Consider the following 18,992-nt stretch of genomic DNA (forward strand, 5'->3'; position numbering starts at 1 on the left):
GCCGGATCGGGCGGGGGATGCGGGCGCGTTGAATCACCCCCGTTCCCCGGTCTGGCGATACCGCGCGCCCGGCGCGGGCGGGTCATGCGGCGCGCCGGCGAAGCACTGCGCGATTTGAAGCCAGCGTTCGGCCGCCGGCCCGGTGGCCCGCAGGTCGGTGTCCGCGGCGTTCCGCACTTGCGCGGCGGTCTGGCAGAACGCGGTCGCCGAGCCGTCGATGCGGTTGTCGGTTTGCGGCTCGTTCCATTCCCAGATTGCGCCGGAGGGGGCGATCAGGCGGACATGAAGCGGCGGGTCGGGCGGCGTCTCCCCGCGGATCGAGAAGGCGAAGGGGATGGTGACGACGCCGAGATGCGCGATGTTGCGCAGCCGGTCCGTGTCGGCGCGGCTCGCCCCAAGGAGATCGAACACCTCCTGCCCGTGCGCCCAGGTCTCCATCTGCCGCGCCGTGATGGAGGAGCGCGCCGACATGTCCGGCCCGGCCCATTTCACCCGCGTTTTCGGATCGGCGGCGGCGTAGACTTCGGCCAGCCGCGCCGCGCCGTCGCGCCACGCCGCCAGGAGCGCGCGGCCGGTGAGATCGCCGATCCAGCCCCGTTGCGCCTCCGCCAGCGTCCGGCCTTCGGCCACCTGATCCATGATCGAGGCCAGAAACGGGCCGAACGCGTCAGGTCTGGCCAGCGTGAGCTCGGCGGCGTGGTTGAAGATATGGAGATGGCCGAGCACATCGTCGATCGTCCAGCCCTTGAATTGCGTGGGCCGGGCGAAGTCCTCGTCTTCGAGCGGGGCGAGCAGCGCCGCCAGAGCCTCGCTCTCTTCGAGAAAGTCCTGCGCTTCACGCATCGTCGTCCTCCATTCGAATCTCAAGAATCAGGTCTCCGGCGGAGACCTGCCCGCCGATGGCGGCCATGATAGCGCCAACCCGCCCGGCGATCCCGGCCCGAATCTCGTGGTGCATCTTCATCGCCTCCAGCACCGCCAGGCTGTCGCCGGGGGCGACGCTCTGGCCCGGCTCCACATGCAGCGCGGTCAGCGTCCCGTGCATCGGCGCGCGCACGTCGCCCGCCGATCCGGGGGCGTCCGCCTCGGCCAGCCGAGAGAGCCGACCGATGGAGGCGCTGATCCCGTCCAGCTCGATGCAGACGCCGGCGGCGGTCCTGATCCAGATGGCGCCGCCGCCCCGCCCGTCGATCCAGACCGCATCCCCCCTCAGGGCGATCTCATGGGTCGCCTCGCCGAGATGGACGATGTACGTCTCCGCGCCCATGGGCCGCACCGCGACCGCATGGACGGCGCCGGCGTGGGTCAGGTCGATCATCGACTTCAGCGCCCCGCTGCTGGACCAGTTCAGCAGGCCGCGCGAGACGCCCGGGCTCGCGGCGAGAGCGTCGTCGCGGGCGGCCCGACAGAGCAGCGCCGCGGCGGCGGCCAGCATGCGCGAGTCCGGCGCGGGGTCGGCGAGGTCCGCTTCGGTGAACTCCTCCTCGATGAAGGCGGTGGTGGCGGCGCCGGCGGCGAAAGCCGGGCGCTCGAGGATCTGCGTCAGGAACCGCTTGTTGTTCGGCGCGCCGAGCAGGGCGCTGCGGTTGAGCGCCGCGATCAGGCGGCGGCGCGCGATCTCCCTCGTCTCGCCCCATGCGATGATCTTGGCCAGCAGCGGATCGTAGAACGGGCTGATCTCCTGACCGCTCCTGACGCCGTCATCGATCCGGATTCCGTCTCCACCGGCGGGCGCCCAAAGCTCGATCCGCCCGGTGGCGGGGCGAAAGCCGCGCGCCGGATCTTCGGCGTAGAGCCGCGCTTCGATGGCGTGGCCGTTGAGCGTCACGTCCTCCTGCGCGAGCCCGAGCGGCGCGCCCTCGGCCACCCGGATCTGCAGCGCCACGAGGTCGAGGCCGGTGACCATCTCGGTCACCGGATGTTCGACCTGGAGCCGCGTGTTCATCTCCAGGAAATAGAACGCGCCTTCGGCGTCCAGCAGGAACTCCACCGTCCCGGCGCCGACATAGCCGATGGCGCGGGCGGCCTCGACCGCGGCGGCGCCCATGGCTGCGCGCAGGGCGGGCGAAAGGTTGGGCGCGGGCGCCTCCTCGATCACCTTCTGGCGCCGCCGCTGCACCGAACAGTCGCGCTCCCCCATATGGATGACGTCGCCGGCCTGATCCGCGAATATCTGGATCTCGACATGCCGGGGCCGCATGAGCGCCTTCTCCAGGATCAGAACCTCCGAGCCGAACGCCGATCGCGCCTCAGCCCGGGCGAGCCTCAACGCGCCGTCCAGATCCTCGGGCGCGTGGGCGAGCCGCATGCCGCGCCCGCCGCCGCCCGCGGACGCCTTGATCATGACCGGAAAACCGATCTCGTCGGCGGCGGCGTGAAACCGCGCGTCGGATTGGTCCGCGCCCTCGTAACCCGGCGCGCAGCGGAGCCCCGCCGCGATCATCCGGCGCCTGGCCTCGGCCTTGTCGCCCATGGCCTCGATCGCGGCGGCGGGCGGACCGACGAAGATCAATCCGGCCGCTTCGACCGCGCGGGCGAAGCCGGCGTTCTCAGAGAGGAACCCGTATCCGGGATGGACCGCGTCCGCGCCCGTCGCCCGCGCGGCCTCGATGATGCGGTCTCCTCTCAGGTAGCTTTCGGCGGCGGGGCCGGGGCCGATCCGCGCCGCGTCGTCGGCGAAGGCCACATGCGGCGCATCGGCGTCGGCGTCCGAATGAACGGCGATCGCCTTCAGGCCGAGGCGGCGCGCGGCGCGCATGACGCGAAGCGCGATCTCGCCGCGATTGGCGATGAGCAGGCTGCGGATTGCGGTCATTGGCGGGCCTCGCTCAGAGAAAACCGGATGTGCGGCGCGCGGCTCACATCCGCGCCACGCCGAAGGAATTGGGGCGCAAGGCGCGGCGGCGCGCCTCGTCGATGGTCTCGAGCGCGAAGGCCAGCACCCGGCGGGTGTCGCGCGGGTCGATCATCCCCATGTCGAGCATCCGCCCGGAGGTGTAGAACGCGTCGGACTGGCTGTCGAAACGCTGGACGATCCGCTCGCGCTGCGCGGCGAGCTTCGCCTCGTCCACATCGACGCCGCGGCGCGCGGCCCCGGCGCGGGCGACCTGATCCATGGTCAGCGCCGCCTGTTCGCCGCCCATCACGCCGGTCGCCGCGTTGGGCCAGGAAAACAGGAAATCCGGCTCATAGGCGTAACCGCACATGCCGTAGTTCCCGGCGCCGAAACTCGCCCCGATATAGAGCGTGATCTTGGGGATCGAGGCGTTGCTGACCGCCTGGATCATCTTCGCGCCGTGCTTGATCATGCCGGCGCGCTCATAGTCGGCGCCGACCATGTATCCGGTGGTGTTGGACAGGAAGATCAGCGGCGCGCCCGATTGATCGCAAAGCTGGATGAACTGCGCCGCCTTGGCCGCGCCGTCGGGGTCGATCGGGCCGTTATTGCCGATGATCCCGCAGTCCCGCCCGTGGATGCGCGCCTGAAGGCAAACGGTGGACACGCCGTAGCGCGGTTTGAAATCGGCGAAATCCGATCCGTCGACCAGCCGCGCGACCAGCTCGCGCGCCTCATAGGCTTTGCGATAATCGACCGGCGCGATCCCGGCGATCTCCTCCGGGTCGTAGCGCGGCTCGTCGAAGGGCGCGCCCGCCGGCCGCTTCATGGCGCGGTTCCAGCCGAGCCGCGCCATCAGGTCGCGGGCGGTCTCGATTCCATGCGCGTCGTCATCGGCCAGATATTCGACCAGCCCGGTGGTCGAGGCGTGCATCTCCGCGCCGCCAAGCTCGGCGTCGGTCGCCACCTCGCCGGTGGCGGCCCGCACCAGCGCGGCGCCCGCCAGCGCGGCCATGCCGTTCTTGCGCACGCCGATCACGTAATCGGAGAGGCCGGGCTGATAGGCGCCGCCGGCGGTCGAGGGCCCGTGCAACACCGTCACCACCGGGATCCCCATGGCCGAGAGCCGCGCCAGCCCGTGGAACATGCCGCCGCCATGGGCCCAGAGCTCGACGGTGTAGTCCATCAAGTTGGCCCCCGCGCTTTCCACCAGATGGATGAAGGGCAGCTTCTGCCGCCGCGCGATCTTCAGCGCGCCCAGCGCCTTCTCGACCGATTTGGCGGTGACCGCGCCGGCGTTGACGCCGCTGTCGTCGACGAACACCAGCGCGCGCACGCCGCTGACGAAACCGACGCCGATGATCATCGACGCGCCGGGGATCGACGTCTCGGGGTCGGGGTCGTCGACCAGATAGCTCGCCAGATTGTAAAGCTCGAGCCACGGCATGCCCGGATCCAGCAACCGGGCGAGACGGTCGCGCGGGGTCAGCTGACCGCGCGCCTCGAACCGCGGCCGGCGCTGTTCGGAGCGGGCCTCGGCGCGGGCTTCGATCTCGCGGAGGCGCGCGACCAGAGCCAGCATGGCGGCGCGATTCTCGGAGAAATCGGGCGAAGCCGGTGAAAGGCGGGAGGCGTAAACGGTCATCTCAGCTTCTCCGCCCGCGCGCCGGGATCAGGTCCTCCGGGATCGGAATCGGGCAATCCAGCAGCAGTTGCGAAAACCCCTTGCCTTGCGGGTCGTTGCGGAGGCTGGCGATCCCGCCGCCGCCCAGCGCGTCATGCAGGAGGAGGTTGATCGCATGCGCGCCGGGCAAGAGGAACATGTCGATCTCCCCGGCGACCACATGCCCGAGCCGGGCGCGAAGGAGCGCCGGGGTCAGCGCGGCCCAGACATAGGGCAGATAGGCCGGGTCCCGCGCCATGACGCCGACATTGGCCTTGTCCCCCTTGTCGCCCGAGCGGAGCCACGCCAGCCGCACGAGCGCCGCTTCCCCGGTCGCGGCGCCGGGCTGGACGGGGGGCGGCGGCGCGGGGCGGCGGATGGCGGCGGGCGGCGCTGCGGCGCGGCGGGGCGCCGCCTCCACGGGGAGGCTTCGTTCGTCAAAATGCAGCGCGGCCCGAATGTCGGCTTTCGGCGCGATGAAGGAAAAGAGCCGCACGACGGGCGATGGACGCCCCAGCCCGCCGCCGAAGCCGCAGAGGCCGGGCGGGGCGGCCAGCGCCAGCCCGACCGCCTCGCTGAACATCGTCTGGGCGCCCGCCTTTTCCGGGTGCCGCACGGCGAGCTTCAGGGTCACCTCGCGGGTGTCGCCGCGCCGGGCCTCGGCGCCGAATTGCGCTTCGGTCCCGAGAATCTCGATGCTGGTCTCGCTGAACCCGGCGAGACCGGCGCCGCGCAGCGCCGCCTCCGCCCGGCTCAGCGCCGCTTCGGCGAAGCGGCGGGCCTTTCGCGGCGCGTCGGCGCCATAATAGCCGAAGAGCTGGACGCCGCGCCAACCGTCCTGATGGGTGAGGCTGACCTTGTAGCCGTCCGGGGCGCCGCGGCCCGTCGCGCCAGCCAGGCGCACCCGATCCGGCCCCGCCTGCGTGAGCGTCACCGCCGAAAAGTCGCAGATCACATCCGGCAGCGTATAGACTTGCGGGTCGCCGATCTCGTAGAGCATCTGCTCGCCGACGGAGCCGATGCTGACGACGCCGCCGGTTCCCGCCGGTTTGGTCAGCGTGAAGGCGCCGTCCGCCTCGATCTCGGCGATGGGATAGCCGATGGTCTCGATGCTTTCCGCAACCAGCTCCCAATCGGTATGGTTGCCGCCGGTCGCCTGCGGGCCGCATTCCAGGATATGCCCGGCGAGGGAGCCGCCTGCCAGCCGGTCGAGGTCGTCCGCGCTCCAGCCGAAGGCGTGGATGCAGGGGCCGAGCGTCAGCGCGCTGTCGACGCAGCGCCCCGTCAGCACGATATCGGCCCCCGCGTCCAGCGCGGCGGCGATCGGGAACGCGCCGAGATAGGCGTTGGCCGAGGCGATCGCGGAGAGGGGCGGAAAGGGCGCCCCGGAGAACATCTCCGTCACCCGCGCGGCGGCGTAGCGCTCAAGCCGGTCCGACAGATCGTCGCCGGTGATCACGGCGACGCGAAGCGTCAGCCCCTTCTCCGCGATCATCGCGCGGAGCCGCTCGGCGCAGGCCAGCGGGTTGAGGCCGCCGGCGTTGGAGATGATCTTCACGCCCCTGTCGGCGATGGCGGCGAGGTTGGGGCCGAGCGCGGCGGTCAGAAAGTCGGGAGCGTAGCCCATCGCCGGATCCCGCGCCCTCGCCCGCGCCATGATCGACATGGTGATTTCCGCCAGATAATCATAGACGATCACGTCGACATCCGCGCCCAGAAGCTGCGCTGTGGCCCCCGGCGCCTCGCCCCAGAATCCGCACGCGCCGCCGACCCTGAGCGTCCTGGTCATGAAGCCGCCTCTCGCAAAAGATCAGTCATCTTTTGTGGCCCCCACCCGGTTTGCAAGGAATTTCTGGGTATCGGAGGCTGTGATCGGGTGCGGTCTTTCGGTGGGCGCGCGCGCGCGGCGGGGCTGGCTCCGCCGACCGGGATGGAGACGCCCGGACCGGGGCGCCTCGGAGGAGTTGAAGGCTTTGGGAAATTGATCCAGAGTGCGGGCTCTCCTGCTGACTCCGGACGCAGCAGCGCATCACCGAATGACGGAGAAGACATGACGTCGGACGCCCGCGCCATCGTGGAATTCAAGAATGTCGACAAGTCCTATGACGGCGTCAGCTACGCCGTTCGGGATCTGGACCTCGTGTTGCGGGAGGGGGAGTTCATCACCCTTCTCGGCCCGTCCGGCTCCGGCAAGACGACCACGCTGATGATGTTGGCGGGGTTCGAGCAGCCGACGTCGGGCGACATTCTTTACGAGGGGCGCGGGTTGGCCTCGATCCCGGCGCACAAGCGCAATTTCGGCATGGTGTTCCAGAATTACGCGCTGTTTCCGCACATGTCCGTCGCGCAGAACGTCGCCTTTCCGCTGAGCATTCGGCGCGTGGGCAAGGCGGAGGCGGCGGAGAAGGCGCGCGCGGCGCTCGACATGGTGCATCTCGCGCATCTGGCCGATCGCCGGCCGGCTCAGCTGTCCGGCGGGCAGCAGCAGCGCGTCGCGCTGGCGCGGGCGCTGGTCTTCAGCCCGAGGGTCGTGCTGATGGACGAGCCGCTGGGCGCGCTCGACAAGAAGCTCCGCGAGGAGATGCAGATCGAGCTGAAGCATCTTCATGAAGACCTCGGCATGACCTTCGTCTTCGTGACCCATGACCAGGACGAGGCGCTGACCATGTCGGACCGGATCGCGGTGTTCGACGAAGGCCGGATCCAGCAGGTGTCAGACCCTGCGGGCCTTTATGAAACGCCTGAAAATGCGTTCGTCGCCTCGTTTCTCGGCGACACGAACATGTTGCGCGGGAAGGTTTGCGGCGTTCACGCGGGCGTGGTCGAGATCGAACTGGGCGACGGGAGCCGCATCCACGCGGCCGACCGGGGCCGGCTCGCCCCCGGCGCCGAGGCGCTGGTGTCGATCCGGCCGGAGCGGATCGGGCTCGGCGTCGACCCATCCGACCTCTCCGGCGCTTCCGGCGTCAACGCGCGCAAGGTGGAGACCATCTATCGCGGCGCGCACGCGTCGGTTCTGTTTCGCTCCGACGCCGGAGAGACCATCACCGTGAGGATGCCGGCCGACGCCTTCGAATCCGCGGAGATCGGCGACGCGGACGTGAAGCTGAATTTCTCCCACAGCCATGCGCATGCTTTTCCCGCCGCCCCCACGGGCGCGCAAGAAGCGGGCTGAATTCGCCCGGACGCGGGGGCGGGAGCCATCCTCCGCCCCTCCGCCGCGTAGGGGGCGCATGGCCGACCGCCCGAATCCTGCTTGTGGCCGAGCGTTTGATCGCGTTGAATCCGTCTGGATGGCGGCGCGAACGGCCCGCATGCGAAAGGAGAAGGCATGACTGGACCCGCAGCGGCCGAAACCGAAACGCGCGGCGCGGGCGTCGACGCCTTCTTCGCGCCGCGCTCGATCGCGGTGATCGGCGCCTCGAGCGATCCGACGCGGATCGGCGGGCGGCCGGTCGACTATTGCAAGAAGGCCGGGTTCTCCGGGCCGATCTACCCCGTAAACCCGAAGCGCGAAACGGTGCAGGGTCTTGCGGCCTGGCCGGATGTCGGGGCGATCCCGGGGGCGGTGGATCTCGCGATCCTCGCCGTTCCCGCCAGCCGCGCGGTGGAGACGCTCGAAGCGTGCGGCGAGAAGGGAGTGCGCGCCGCTGTCGTGTTCAGCGCCGGGTTTTCCGAAACCGGCGCTGAAGGGGAGGCGGCTCAGACAAGATTGCTCGCGACCGCGCGGCGCTACGGGATCAGGCTGCTGGGGCCGAATTGCCTCGGCCTCTACAGCGCGATCTCGGGCGCCTGCGGCACCTTCTCCAGCGCGCTCGAAGACGGAATGCCGGCGCGCGGCCGGGTCGGGTTGATCACGCAATCCGGCGCCTATGGCACGCATCTTCTGTCGATGGCGAAGGCGCGCCGGGTCGGCGTCGCGGGCTGGGTGTCCACCGGGAACGAGGTGGACGTCACCGCCGCCGAGTGCCTTGAATACATGGTCGAGTCGGATGAGGTGGACGCCATCGGGCTCTATATGGAGGGGGTCAAGCGGCCCGAGACGCTGATCCGGGCGCTCGCCCGCGCCCGCGCGCTCCGCAAACCGGTGACGATCATGAAGGTGGGCCGCTCCGACGTGGGGGCGGAGGCCGTGCGGTCCCATACCGCGTCTCTCGCCGGCTCCGACGCGAGCTTTCAGGCCGTGATCGAGCAGTTCGGCGCCATTCGGGCGGACACCACGGAGCAGATGTTCGATATTCTCTACATGGCGTCGATCGCGCCGCCGCCGACGGGCGACAGGCTGGGGATCCTGACCATGTCGGGCGGCGCGGGCGTGTTGATGGCCGATGCGGCGGCGGCCTGCGGCATGACGGCCCCGCCCATGCCGCAGGCGTCGGTCGCGAAGCTTCTGGAGCGCAACCCTCTCGCGTCGGCGCGCAACCCGGTCGACATCACCGCCCAGGCGCTGAATGATTTCTCCCTGGTGGGCGAGTCCCTCGATGAGATGATCCACGCGGGGGATTATGACGCGTATGTCGGGTTTTTCACCTCCTGGCCCAGATCTCCGGTCAACGGGCCGCGTCTTCATGCGGCGCTCCGCAAGGGGCTGGAGGGGTTCGACCGGCCCTTTGCGCTTGTCGGTCTGATGTCGGATGCGCACGCGGCGGAATACGAAGCCGCCGGAATTCCGGTGTTCGAGGACCCGTCGCGCGCCGTGGCGGCGCTTGGCGCGCTGGCGCGTTTCGCCCGGAACTTCAACGCCGCCGCCCGAACGGAGACGCCGCCCGCGATTGAAAACGCGCGGCTGGAGGCGGTCCGGATGGGGGAGGCCGCGGCGAAGGCGCGGCTGGCCGAGGCGGGCGTCCCGGTCCCGCCGGAGGCGGTCGCTGAAACCGCGGAGGACGCCGCCGCGCTCGCCGCGCGCATGGGGTTCCCGGTCGCGTTGAAGATCGTCTCTCCCGACATCGCCCACAAGACGGAGCTTGGCGGCGTCGCGCTGAATCTCGCCGATGTCGAGGCGGTGCGGAGCGCGGCGGACCGGATGCTGAGCGAGATCCCGGCCATGGCGCCCGGCGCGCGGATCGAGGGCGTGCTGGTCGGCCCGATGGCGGGCGAGGGGATCGAGCTGATCGTGGGGAGCAGGCGCGATCCGGTCATGGGGCCGATGGTGATGGTCGGCTTCGGCGGCACGCTGGCCGAAGTGCTGAACGACGTCTCCCTGGCGCATGCGCCTGTCACGAAATCCGAGGCGCTCGCCATGCTCGGGCGGCTCAGGGGGGCGGAGCTTCTCGACGGGGTGCGCGGGCGGGCGGGCGCCGACAAGGATGCGGCGGCGGAGGTGATTGCGCGCGTCTCCGTCCTCGCCGCGGCGAACGCCGGGACGATCGAGAGCATAGAGATCAACCCGCTTCTGGCGCGGCCGGAGGGCGTCGTCGCGCTCGACGCGCTCATCCTGCCTGTGCGGAAGGAGGAGGAGGGCGATGACCGACGGTGAAGAACTCTGGACATTCGAGCGGCTTGAGCCCGGGATGGATTTCGGCGTCGTTCGGATTCCGCTCGACGCCGCGCGCGTGAAAGGGTGGGAAGCGGTCTATGGCCCGGTCGCCGGGGCGGTCGCGCCTGACGGCCTGATCGTCGCCGGGATGATGGAGGCGTATATCCGCGCCATCCAGCCCCGCCCCGACGGCAATATCCACGCGGCGCAACGCCTCGCGTTCACCGGGGCGCAGGCGGCGCTTGGCGACGAGATCGCGTTCACGATTCGCGTCGCCGCGAAGGAATTGAGGAAAGGCCGCCGCTGGGTGACGTTTTCGGCCCGCGCCGCGGTGGAGGGGCGCGATCTGATGCGCGGCGAGATCGTTTCGATCTGGGCCGCCTGAGAGGGGTGAGGCATGCCTGATTTTCCGGAATCGATCGCGCCGATGACGATCCAGACCAGCCACGCGGCGGCGGAGGGTTACGCGGCGCTCACGAAGGACTGGAACCCGATCCATCTTGACCCTGATTTTGCGGCCAGGACGCCATTCGGCCGGCCGATCGCGCACGGGACCATGGCTCTCAACCTGCTGGTCGAAGCGGTCGGCCGCGCATCTGGCGGCGCGCTGCGGGTGGCCGATCTCGATATTCGTTTCGTTTCGCCGACCTTCGTCGGGGAAAGCCTGACCGCGGACGGGACCCGCGATGGGCGGGAGGGCGCTTACGAGGTTCGGGTGACGGCGGGCGAAGGCCGGATCGTGCTGCAGGGCCGCGCCACGCTCGCGCCGAAGACCCGCGCGGGGGGCGCGGAATGCCGATGAGGTCCGAGCGACAATGGCGAGCCGCGCCCTATCGCCCCTGAGAGAGCGCGGAGCCGACCGCGCGGCTGGGGCCGGCGGGACCTGTGGAGCCTCGTGGCGATGGCGAAAGGCGTGGAGACCCGAGGGGCCGCGCGAAACCGGATGAGAGCGTCAGCTCTCAGGACGCCTGCCGGCGGCGAGGATCAGGCTCGCGCGCGGAAAATAGGGGCGAGCGCGCTCTTCGGGGAATGGACCGAAGCGGCCGACGGCGAGTCGCCGGCCGCTTCGATCCACGCCAGGGGCCGGAGGCGCGCTCCGGCCCCTGGGCGTTTCAGGCGAGTTGCTGGTCCAGCGTCTTGCGGAACGTGTCGATGATTTCGTCGACATGCGACCGCGTCGCGATGAACATCGGCGCGATGAGGCCGCTGTCGCCGGTGAACTTCACATGGCAGCCATTCCAGAAAAGATCCTTCTGGAACTTGCCGCCGCGCCGGCCGGGGACGCCGTCATCCTGAAGATCGACGCCCGAGAGGAGGCCCTCGACGCGGATATCCTTCACCAGCTCATGGTCGCGAAGGCTCATCAAGGCGTCCTTGAAATAAGGGGCGAGCGCCGCCGCCTTCTCGAACAGACCCTCGCGCTCGAAGATCTCCATCGTCGCGATGCCTGCGGCGCAGGCGGCGGGATGGGCCGAGTAGGTGTAGCCGTGGAAGAACTCGATCGCGCTCATCGGGCTGGCGTTGGTGATCGTCTCGTAGACCTTGTCCTGCGCCGCGACGGCGCCCATCGGGATGCAGCCGTTGGTGAGCGCCTTCGCCATGGTGCAGATATCCGGCGTGACGCCGTAATGCTGCGAGGCGAAGGGCGATCCGAGCCGCCCGAATCCGGTGATGACTTCATCGAAGACGAGGAGGATTCCGTGCTCGTCGCAGATCTCGCGGAGCCGCTCCAGATAGCCCTTCGGCGGCACCAGCGTGCCGGTCGAGCCGGCGACCGGCTCGACGAAGACGGCGGCGATGGTGGAGCCGCCATAGGTCTCGCAATGGCGCTGCAGATCGTTGGCGAGTTCGACGCCGCCATGCTCGGGCTGACCGGCGCAGAACAGGTCCTTGCCGGTCCAGGTGTGGCGGATGGTGACCACGTTCGGCAGCACGACCGGGAAGGTCTCGCGGTTCTTGACCATGCCGGCGAGGCTGACGCCGCCCATGTTGACCCCGTGATACGCGCGCTCGCGGCTGACGAAGCGGAGCCGCTGGCTCTGGCCGTTGGCGCGGTGGTACGCCATCACCATCTTCATCGCGGTGTCGACGGACTCGGAGCCGGAGTTCACGAAGAAGACGTGGTTCATGCCGTCCGGCAGCAGCGAGGTCACCCGCTTCGCAAGCTCGAAGGAGCCGGGATGGCCCATCTGGAAATGCGGCGTGTAGCTGTTGGTCGTCATCTGGTCGTAGACCGCCTTCGCGATCTCCTCCCGGCCGTGGCCGGCCGGGCAGCAGAAGAGGGCCGAGGAGCCGTCGATCAGCTTCCCGCCCTTGTGGTCCCAGCAATAGACGCCTTCGGACTGAACCACGAGGCGGGGGTTCTCCTTGAACTCCCGGTTGGCGGTGAAGGGCATCCAGTGCTCTTCGAGGCTGTTTGGCCGGGCGGGCAAGCCGTTTGGAAGGTCGTGCATCATGGACTCCGTGACATCAGGGATTGCAACTCGGGATTTCGCCGATCCGGACTAGAGTAACCCGGCGCGAAGAGGATAGAGTAGCGCCAGATTTCCCTATTGCGGATGAGCCAGTGCGCGAGTTCATGTTTCCGATCGAGCGGGACGACAGGAGGAGCCTGCAAGCGCAGATTCGCGACGCGCTGGAGCGCGCCGTCGCCTCCGGGCGGTTCTCTCCCGGAGACGTCGCGCCCTCGACCCGGCGGCTGGCGGCGGCGCTCGGCGTCTCGCGGAACACGGTGTCGCTGGCGTTTCAGGCGCTGGTGGATCAGGGCCTGCTCGAAGCGCGGGAGCGGAGCGGATATTACATCTCGTGTTCCGAGGTCGAGGCGCCGCCGGCCCCCCTGCTGGGCGGGTCCCAGATCGACTGGGCCGAACGGATGGCGGGGCCGAGCGCCGCGTTCGAAGCCGTGCCGCGCCCGGAGCTGTGGCGGGAGGCGCCGTTCCCGTTCATCTACGGGCAGTTCGACCCGGATCTCTTCCCGATCTCCGAGTGGCGCGACGCGTCGCGCCGGGCGATGGGGCGGCGCTGGCTGGAGGACTGGACCGCGGATCGGTACGGCGAGGACGACCCGATGCTGATCGACGAGATCCGGCGGCGGATCCTGCCGCGGCGCGGCGTCGCGGCGGAGCCGGAGGAGATCCTGATCACGCTCGGCGCGCAGAACGCCATCTTCCTCGCCGCCAGCCTCCTGATCCCGCCCGGCGCGGCGGCGGCGATGGAGGATCCCGGCTATCCGGACGCCCGCGCCACCATCGGCGCCCGCGCCGGTCGGCTGATCCTGCAACCGGTCGACGGGGACGGGATCCTGGTGGACGAACGGCTGAAGGGCGCGCGGCTGATCTTCGTCACGCCGAGCCATCAGCACCCGTCGCTGGTCTCGATGTCGCTGGAGCGGCGGCGCGCGTTGCTCGATTTCGCGGAGGCGGAGGACGCGCTGATTCTGGAGGACGATTACGAGCCGGAGGCGATCGCGGTCGGCCCGCAACGCCCGGCGCTCCGCGCGCTCGACCGGAGCGGGCGGGTGCTCTACGCGGGGTCGCTCTCCAAGAGCATGATGCCGGGGCTGCGGCTGGGGTTCCTTGTCGGAGCGCCGGAATTCATCGCCGAGGCGCGCGCGCTCCGGCGGCTGATGTTCCGCCATCCTCCGGGGATGAACCAGCGCGTCGCCGCGCTTTTCATGGCGGCGCGCCATCATGACATGCTGCTTGGCCGGATGCGCCGCGCGCTCCAGGCGCGCCGTCTGGCCACGATTGAGGCGCTCCGCGTTCATGCGCCGGGGTGGCGGTTCACCGGCGCGGACGGGGGCGGCGGGCTCTGGGTCGAGGGGCCGGCGGCGCTCGTTTCGCGCCGGCTCGCCGCGGCCGCGCTCAAGGTCGGGGTGGTGATCGAGCCGGGAGACGTCTTTTTCGGCGCCCCTGCGCCGACGCGGTTTTTCCGGCTCGGGTTTTCGGTGATCTCCGAGGATCGGATCGAGGAGGGGGTCGTCCGTCTCGCGCGCGCCGCGGCGGGACTCGGGATGACATGACGATGGAGCGGGGCGATGGATGAGGTTCAGACCGTTGTGATCGGGGCCGGAGTGGTCGGCCTCGCGCTGGCTCGGGCGCTGGCGCGAAGCGGCCGGGAGGTTCTGATCCTGGAGGCCGAGTCGGCGTTCGGCTCGCATACTTCGGCCCGGAATTCGGAAGTGGTTCACGCGGGGATCTACTACGCGGCGGGCGGCCTGAAGGCGCGGCTCTGCGTCGAGGGACGCCGGCGGCTCTACGCCTATTGCGCGGAGCGCGGCGTCGATATCCGGGCCTGCGGCAAGCTGATCGTCGCGGCGGACGAGGCGGAGGCGGCCACGCTGGACGGAATCGCGATGCGGGCGCGGGCGAACGGGGTCGATGATCTCCAGCGCCTCACCGGAGCCGAGGCGCGGCGCATGGAGCCGGCGCTTCAGGCCGCCGCCGCGCTCTGGTCGCCGTCGACCGGGATCGTCGACAGCCACGGGCTGATGCTCTCCCTCCTCGGCGAGGCGGAGGAGGCGGGGGCGATGCTGGCGCTCCGCGCGCCGGTCGCGGGGATCGAGCGGCGGGGCGAGCGGTTCGAGATCGAGGTGGCGGGCGAGGCGCCGGTCCGTCTGCTCGCGCGGGAGGTGGTGAACGCCGCCGGTCACGGCGCGGCGCGGCTCTCGGGCGCGCTCACGGCGGCGCCGCGGATGTGGATGGCGAAGGGGAGCTACTTCCGGCTCAGCGGCCGGGCGCCTTTCACGCGGCTGGTCTATCCCGCGCCGATCGTCGGCGGGCTCGGCGTGCACCTCTCGCTGGATCTGGGCGGCCAGGCGCGGTTCGGCCCGGACGTGGAGTGGGTCGACCGGCTGAATTACGAGGTCGATCCGGCGCGGGCCGCGGGGTTCTACGCCGCGATCCGCCGATACTGGCCGGATCTGCCCGAGGGCGCGCTGGCGCCGGATTACGCCGGCGTGCGCCCGAAACTCGCCGGGCCGGAGGCGGGGGGCGGCGCGGATTTCCGCATCGATGGGCCGGACGATCACGGCGTCCCGGGGTATCTCGCGCTTTACGGGATCGAGAGCCCGGGCCTGACGTCCTGCCTCGCGCTCGCCGATCACGCCGCCGCGCTGCTCGGCGCGCCGCGCGCCTGAGCGGGAGCCTAGCCGAGAGCGGGGAGGGTGGGCGCCCGCCAGCCGACGGCGCCGTTCGCCTCGCCCGGCGCGGGGGTGTCGGCGGGGAGGAAGAAATCGCTCTGGAGCGGCCCGCCGGGCGTCACCGCGAAGCGCTCGAAATCGCTGACGCCCTCCGCCGCCAGCACCAGATCGTCGAGGCAGCACCAGCCGGTGAAGGCGCGCCCCTTGGCGAGGATCGCCGCCGCGGCCTCGCCCATGATCTCCGGCGTGCGCGACTGCGCCGCCAGCGCCGCGCCGCCGAGCAGGTTTCTCACCGCCGCGGTGTCGATGGGGGTGCGCGGCCAGAGGCAATTGGCCGAGATCCGCCCGTCGAACTCGGCCGCCCAGGAGAGGGTCAGCATCGTCATGCCGTATTTCGCGAGCGTGTAGGCCGGATGCGAGCGAAGCCAGACCGGGTTGAAATCGAGCGGCGGCGCCAGGGTCAGGATATGGGCGTGATCCGAGTTCAGGAGATGCGGCAGGCAGGCCCGGGTCACGACGAAGGTCCCACGGCTGTTGACGCCGGTCATCAGGTCGTAGCGTTTCACTTCGGTCGCCGCGGTCCCGGTCAGCTGGATCGCCGAGGCGTTGTTCACGCAGATGTCGATCCCGCCGAAATGGGCGGCCGCGCGGGTCACGGCGTCCGCGACCTGGGCCTCGTCGCGGATGTCGCAGATGAGCGGGAGCGCCTTTCCGCCGGCCGCCTCGATCGCGGCCGCCGCGGTGTGGATCGTTCCGGGGAGCTTCGGGTGCGGCGCGTCGGTCTTCGCCGCGATGGCGATATTGGCGCCCTCGCGCGCCGCCGCGACCGCGATGGCCTCGCCGATGCCACGGCTGCCGCCGGACATGAACAGTGTGCGTCCCGCCAGCGCGCCCATGACGTTCTCCTCTCAGCTCTTCAGTTGGAAACGATAGGCGCCGTCGGGGGCGAGCCGACGCTCGGCTTCGCCCGTCGCCGCCATATGGTTGAGATGGGCGATCGCCTCGACCATCGCCAGCCCGAACTCGCCATCCTTGATCGGCCGTTTGAAGATCGCGTCGAAACACTCGATCGCGGTGGCGGGCTCGACGAGGCGCTTGCGCAGCCGGCGGATCGCGCCGTGATGGTTCTCGATCAGTTGCCCGAGCCGTTTCGGCAAGCCGGTGAACGGCCGGTTGTGTCCGGGCAGCGCCAGATGCCGCTCCTTGGCGAGGGGCAGGAATTTCTTGCATGAGGCGAGCCATTCGCCCAGCGGGTCCGCCGCCGGCTCCGCGGCGTGAACGCCGATATTGGGCGAAATTCGTGGCAGGATCTGGTCGGCGCTGATCACGATGTCGCCGTCCACGGACCAGAACGTCGCCTGTTCGGGCGCGTGGCCGTCCCCGGTGAAGACGCGCCACGCCCGCCCGCCCATCTCGATCCGGTCGCCGTCCCTCAGCCGCTTGTAGCCGAGCGGGAGCGGCGCGACGATGCGCGAGAAGTTGAGCGGCTCGCGCGCCCGCGCCCAGGCGAGGCGCGCCGCGTCCGCGCCGGCGCGTTTCATGTGGAGCAGGCTCGCCTCGCTGGTCCGGTCTTCATGATCGAAGGTCAGCATCCGCGCGTAGAGCCATGCGGTGCGGGTGGTCAGGAGGCTGGCGCCGTGCTCGGTCTGGAACCAGCCGGCGAGGCCGATATGGTCCGGGTGGTGATGCGTGGCGATCACCCGGCGGACCGGCTTCGCCGCCAGCGGGCCGTTCATCAGGTCGGCCCAGGCCGCCTTTATCTTTCCGGTCTGGAACCCGGTGTCGATGATGGTCCAGCCGTCGCCGTCGTCGAGCGCGTAGACGTTCACATGATCCAGCGTCATCGGCAGCGGCAGCCGGAGCCAGAGGATGCGCTCGGCGACCTCGATCGCCTCTCCGGGGCCGGGGAACGCCTCGCCATGCGGGTAGGCGAGCCCGGCGGGGAGGCGGCGGCTTTCGTCGAGAGGCGGCGGGGCGATGGCGTTGTGGTTCATCCTTCAGTTCGCCAGCGCGTCGGCGGACAGCGCGTAGAGCGGCTCCGCGCCTGCGGTCGCCGCGGCGAGAAGGCCGGGGATCGCCGCCATGACCTGGCGGATCTGGAACGCCGCCAACGGCAGGCGGCCGGGCGCGCCGGCGCCTTTCAGCGCGTAATGCCCGCCGAGAAGCAGCGCCCAGGCCCGGAGATAGGGCGTGGCGCCGGCGAATCTGTCGTTGATGTCGGGCGCGTTCAGCATCCACTCGGTGGCGGCGCGAACCTCGTCATGCGCGGTCAGAACCCGTGTGGCGAGATCCTTCGCCGCGTCGTCCTTCGCGTCAGCGATGGCCTGTTTCGCGAATGTCTCGATCTCCGCGAGCAGGGCGCGCGCCGCCTCGCCGCCGTCGGAAAGCTTGCGCCCGACGAGATCCATCGCCTGCACGCCGTTGGTGCCCTCATAGATCGGGGTGATGCGCGCGTCGCGGGCGAGCTGCGCGGCGCCGGTCTCCTCGATGAAGCCCATGCCGCCATGGACCTGGATGTTGAGATGCGCGACCTCGTTGCCGATATCGGTGGAGAACGCCTTGGCGATCGGGGTGAGGAAGGCGGCGCGCGCGCGCCATGCTCCGCGCGCGCCCTCATCGGCGGCGCGGGCCATGTCGGTGCTGAGCGCGGTGTCGAGGCAGATGGCGCGCGCGGCGCCGGTCAGCGCCTTCATCCGCATCAGCATCCGGCGGATGTCGGCGTGGTCGATGATGGCGCCGGTCCCCTCAACCGGCGTCCTGCCCTGCTTGCGCTCGGCGGCGTAGGCGAGCGCCATTTGCGTCGCGGCCTCGGCGATTCCGAGCCCTTCGGCGGCGACGCCGAGGCGGGCGTTGTTCATCATCGTGAACATGGCCGCCATGCCGTCGCCCGGCTCGCCCACCATCCAGCCGGTCGCGCCCTCATAGGCCATCACCGCGGTCGGCGAGCCGTGAATGCCGAGCTTGTGCTCGAGGCTGACCACCTTCAGCGCGTTGGCGACGCCCGGTTTTCCGTCCGCGTCCGGAATCAGCTTCGGGACCAGAAAGAGCGAGAGGCCCTTGGTTCCCGCCGGCGCGTCCGGCAGACGGGCGAGCACGAGATGGCTCACGTTCTCGGCGAAATCATTGTCGCCCCAGGTGATGAAGATCTTCTGGCCGGTGATGGCGAACGTCCCGTCGTCGTTCGGCTCCGCTTTCGTGCGGAGCGCGCCGACATCGGTGCCCGCCTGCGGCTCGGTGAGGTTCATCGTGCCGGTCCAGGTCCCGTCGATCAGCTTCGGCAGATAGAGCGCCTTCAACGCGTCCGACGCGTGATGCTCCAGCGCCTCGATCTGCCCCTGCGTGAGAAGCGGGCAGAGCGAAAGCGCGAGATTGGCCGCCGCAGTCATCTCGTTCACCGCCGTGCCGAGCGTGAAGGGCAGGCCCATGCCGCCGTGCTCCGGGTCGGCCGAGATGCCGATCCAGCCGCCCTCCGCGAGGGCGCGAAAGCCTTCGGCGAAGCCGGGGGAGGTACGGACCACGCCGTTCTCCAGCCGCGCGGGATGAAGATCGCCCGCGCGCAGGAGCGGCGCGAGCGCGTTCTCCGCCATGCGTCCGGCCTCTTCGAGGATCGCGGCGCGGGTGTCCGGCGTCGCCTCGCTGAAAAGCTCGGTCTCGGCGAGACGGTCCGCGTCGATGACATGGGAAAGGATGAATTCAATCTCCGCGAGGGGGGCGCGATAGGTCATGGCGGCCTCAGGCTGTTTGGGGCGGGCGTGAAGCGCCGGATGTGCGACGGCGCGGCTGTTTCGTCAAGGTTACGTTGACGTTAAAGTCATTATCCGGGCCGGGCAAGCGGCTTGTCCGCGGGGCGGGGCGCCGCTCCGGTTTCGCGGCCTCG

The 18,992-nt window shown here is 70.2% G+C and carries 14 protein-coding genes; 6 read left to right on the forward strand and 8 right to left on the reverse strand.

The window, feature by feature from the left end; translation table 11 throughout:
- Positions 1-33: 33 nt before the first annotated feature.
- The 4 genes from WG921_RS00120 to WG921_RS00135 are packed head-to-tail and all read right to left on the reverse strand — an operon-like array spanning position 34 to position 6,288.
- Entirely contained in the window at positions 34-843 is an 810-nt protein-coding gene (locus tag WG921_RS00120; protein WP_340107131.1) for a TIGR03084 family metal-binding protein, read from the reverse strand.
- Complete coding sequence (locus WG921_RS00125) at positions 836-2,815, reverse strand: acetyl/propionyl/methylcrotonyl-CoA carboxylase subunit alpha (RefSeq protein WP_340107132.1); 1,980 nt, start codon at positions 2,813-2,815, stop codon at positions 836-838. Before WG921_RS00125 ends, WG921_RS00120 begins: the two co-directional genes overlap by 8 nt.
- Before the next feature lie 43 nt (positions 2,816-2,858).
- Positions 2,859-4,481 carry an acyl-CoA carboxylase subunit beta gene (locus WG921_RS00130; protein WP_340107133.1) on the reverse strand — a complete coding sequence of 541 codons (1,623 nt, stop codon included), beginning with the start codon at positions 4,479-4,481 and terminating at the stop codon, positions 2,859-2,861.
- A gap of 1 nt (position 4,482) precedes the next feature.
- Complete coding sequence (locus WG921_RS00135; RefSeq protein ID WP_340107134.1) at positions 4,483-6,288, reverse strand: acyclic terpene utilization AtuA family protein; 1,806 nt, start codon at positions 6,286-6,288, stop codon at positions 4,483-4,485.
- 261 nt (positions 6,289-6,549) lie between these two features.
- Between WG921_RS00135 and WG921_RS00140 the strand changes: the two genes are divergently transcribed.
- The 4 genes from WG921_RS00140 (at position 6,550) to WG921_RS00155 (ending at position 10,777) form a co-directional block, all read left to right on the forward strand.
- Entirely contained in the window at positions 6,550-7,674 is a 1,125-nt protein-coding gene (locus WG921_RS00140) for an ABC transporter ATP-binding protein (protein WP_340107135.1), read from the forward strand.
- 156 nt (positions 7,675-7,830) lie between these two features.
- Complete coding sequence (locus tag WG921_RS00145; protein WP_340107136.1) at positions 7,831-9,975, forward strand: acetate--CoA ligase family protein; 2,145 nt, start codon at positions 7,831-7,833, stop codon at positions 9,973-9,975.
- Positions 9,962-10,360 (forward strand): hypothetical protein, encoded by a 399-nt coding sequence (locus tag WG921_RS00150; RefSeq protein WP_340107137.1) that lies wholly within the window; start codon positions 9,962-9,964, stop codon positions 10,358-10,360. Before WG921_RS00145 ends, WG921_RS00150 begins: the two co-directional genes overlap by 14 nt.
- A 12-nt stretch (positions 10,361-10,372) precedes the next feature.
- Positions 10,373-10,777: a MaoC family dehydratase gene (locus tag WG921_RS00155; protein ID WP_340107138.1), complete on the forward strand. Its 405-nt coding sequence runs from the start codon at positions 10,373-10,375 to the stop codon at positions 10,775-10,777.
- 310 nt (positions 10,778-11,087) lie between these two features.
- Here WG921_RS00155 and aptA read toward each other — a convergent pair whose 3' ends face one another.
- Positions 11,088-12,428: an omega-aminotransferase AptA gene (gene aptA / locus WG921_RS00160; protein WP_340107139.1), complete on the reverse strand. Its 1,341-nt coding sequence runs from the start codon at positions 12,426-12,428 to the stop codon at positions 11,088-11,090.
- A 113-nt stretch (positions 12,429-12,541) separates the two neighbouring features.
- Between aptA and WG921_RS00165 the strand changes: the two genes are divergently transcribed.
- Together WG921_RS00165 and WG921_RS00170 are read left to right on the forward strand one after the other, a co-directional pair.
- Complete coding sequence (locus WG921_RS00165; RefSeq protein ID WP_340107140.1) at positions 12,542-13,996, forward strand: aminotransferase-like domain-containing protein; 1,455 nt, start codon at positions 12,542-12,544, stop codon at positions 13,994-13,996.
- 15 nt (positions 13,997-14,011) lie between these two features.
- A complete protein-coding gene (locus WG921_RS00170) occupies positions 14,012-15,112 on the forward strand; it encodes an NAD(P)/FAD-dependent oxidoreductase (RefSeq protein WP_340107141.1) in 1,101 nt (366 codons plus the stop codon).
- An 8-nt stretch (positions 15,113-15,120) separates the two neighbouring features.
- On the opposite strand, the gene WG921_RS00175 is transcribed toward WG921_RS00170, so the two are convergent.
- The 3 genes from WG921_RS00175 to WG921_RS00185 are packed head-to-tail and all read right to left on the reverse strand — an operon-like array spanning position 15,121 to position 18,840.
- Positions 15,121-16,011 (reverse strand): SDR family oxidoreductase, encoded by an 891-nt coding sequence (locus WG921_RS00175; RefSeq protein WP_340107142.1) that lies wholly within the window; start codon positions 16,009-16,011, stop codon positions 15,121-15,123.
- 12 nt (positions 16,012-16,023) lie between these two features.
- Positions 16,024-17,109: an MBL fold metallo-hydrolase gene (locus tag WG921_RS00180; RefSeq protein ID WP_340107143.1), complete on the reverse strand. Its 1,086-nt coding sequence runs from the start codon at positions 17,107-17,109 to the stop codon at positions 16,024-16,026.
- Positions 17,110-17,112: 3 nt separating this feature from the next.
- Entirely contained in the window at positions 17,113-18,840 is a 1,728-nt protein-coding gene (locus WG921_RS00185) for an acyl-CoA dehydrogenase (RefSeq protein WP_340107144.1), read from the reverse strand.
- Positions 18,841-18,992 lie beyond the last annotated feature (152 nt).

The organism is Paludibacillus litoralis (assembly GCF_037646705.1).
Lineage (GTDB): Bacteria > Pseudomonadota > Alphaproteobacteria > Rhodobacterales > Rhodobacteraceae > Pikeienuella > Pikeienuella litoralis.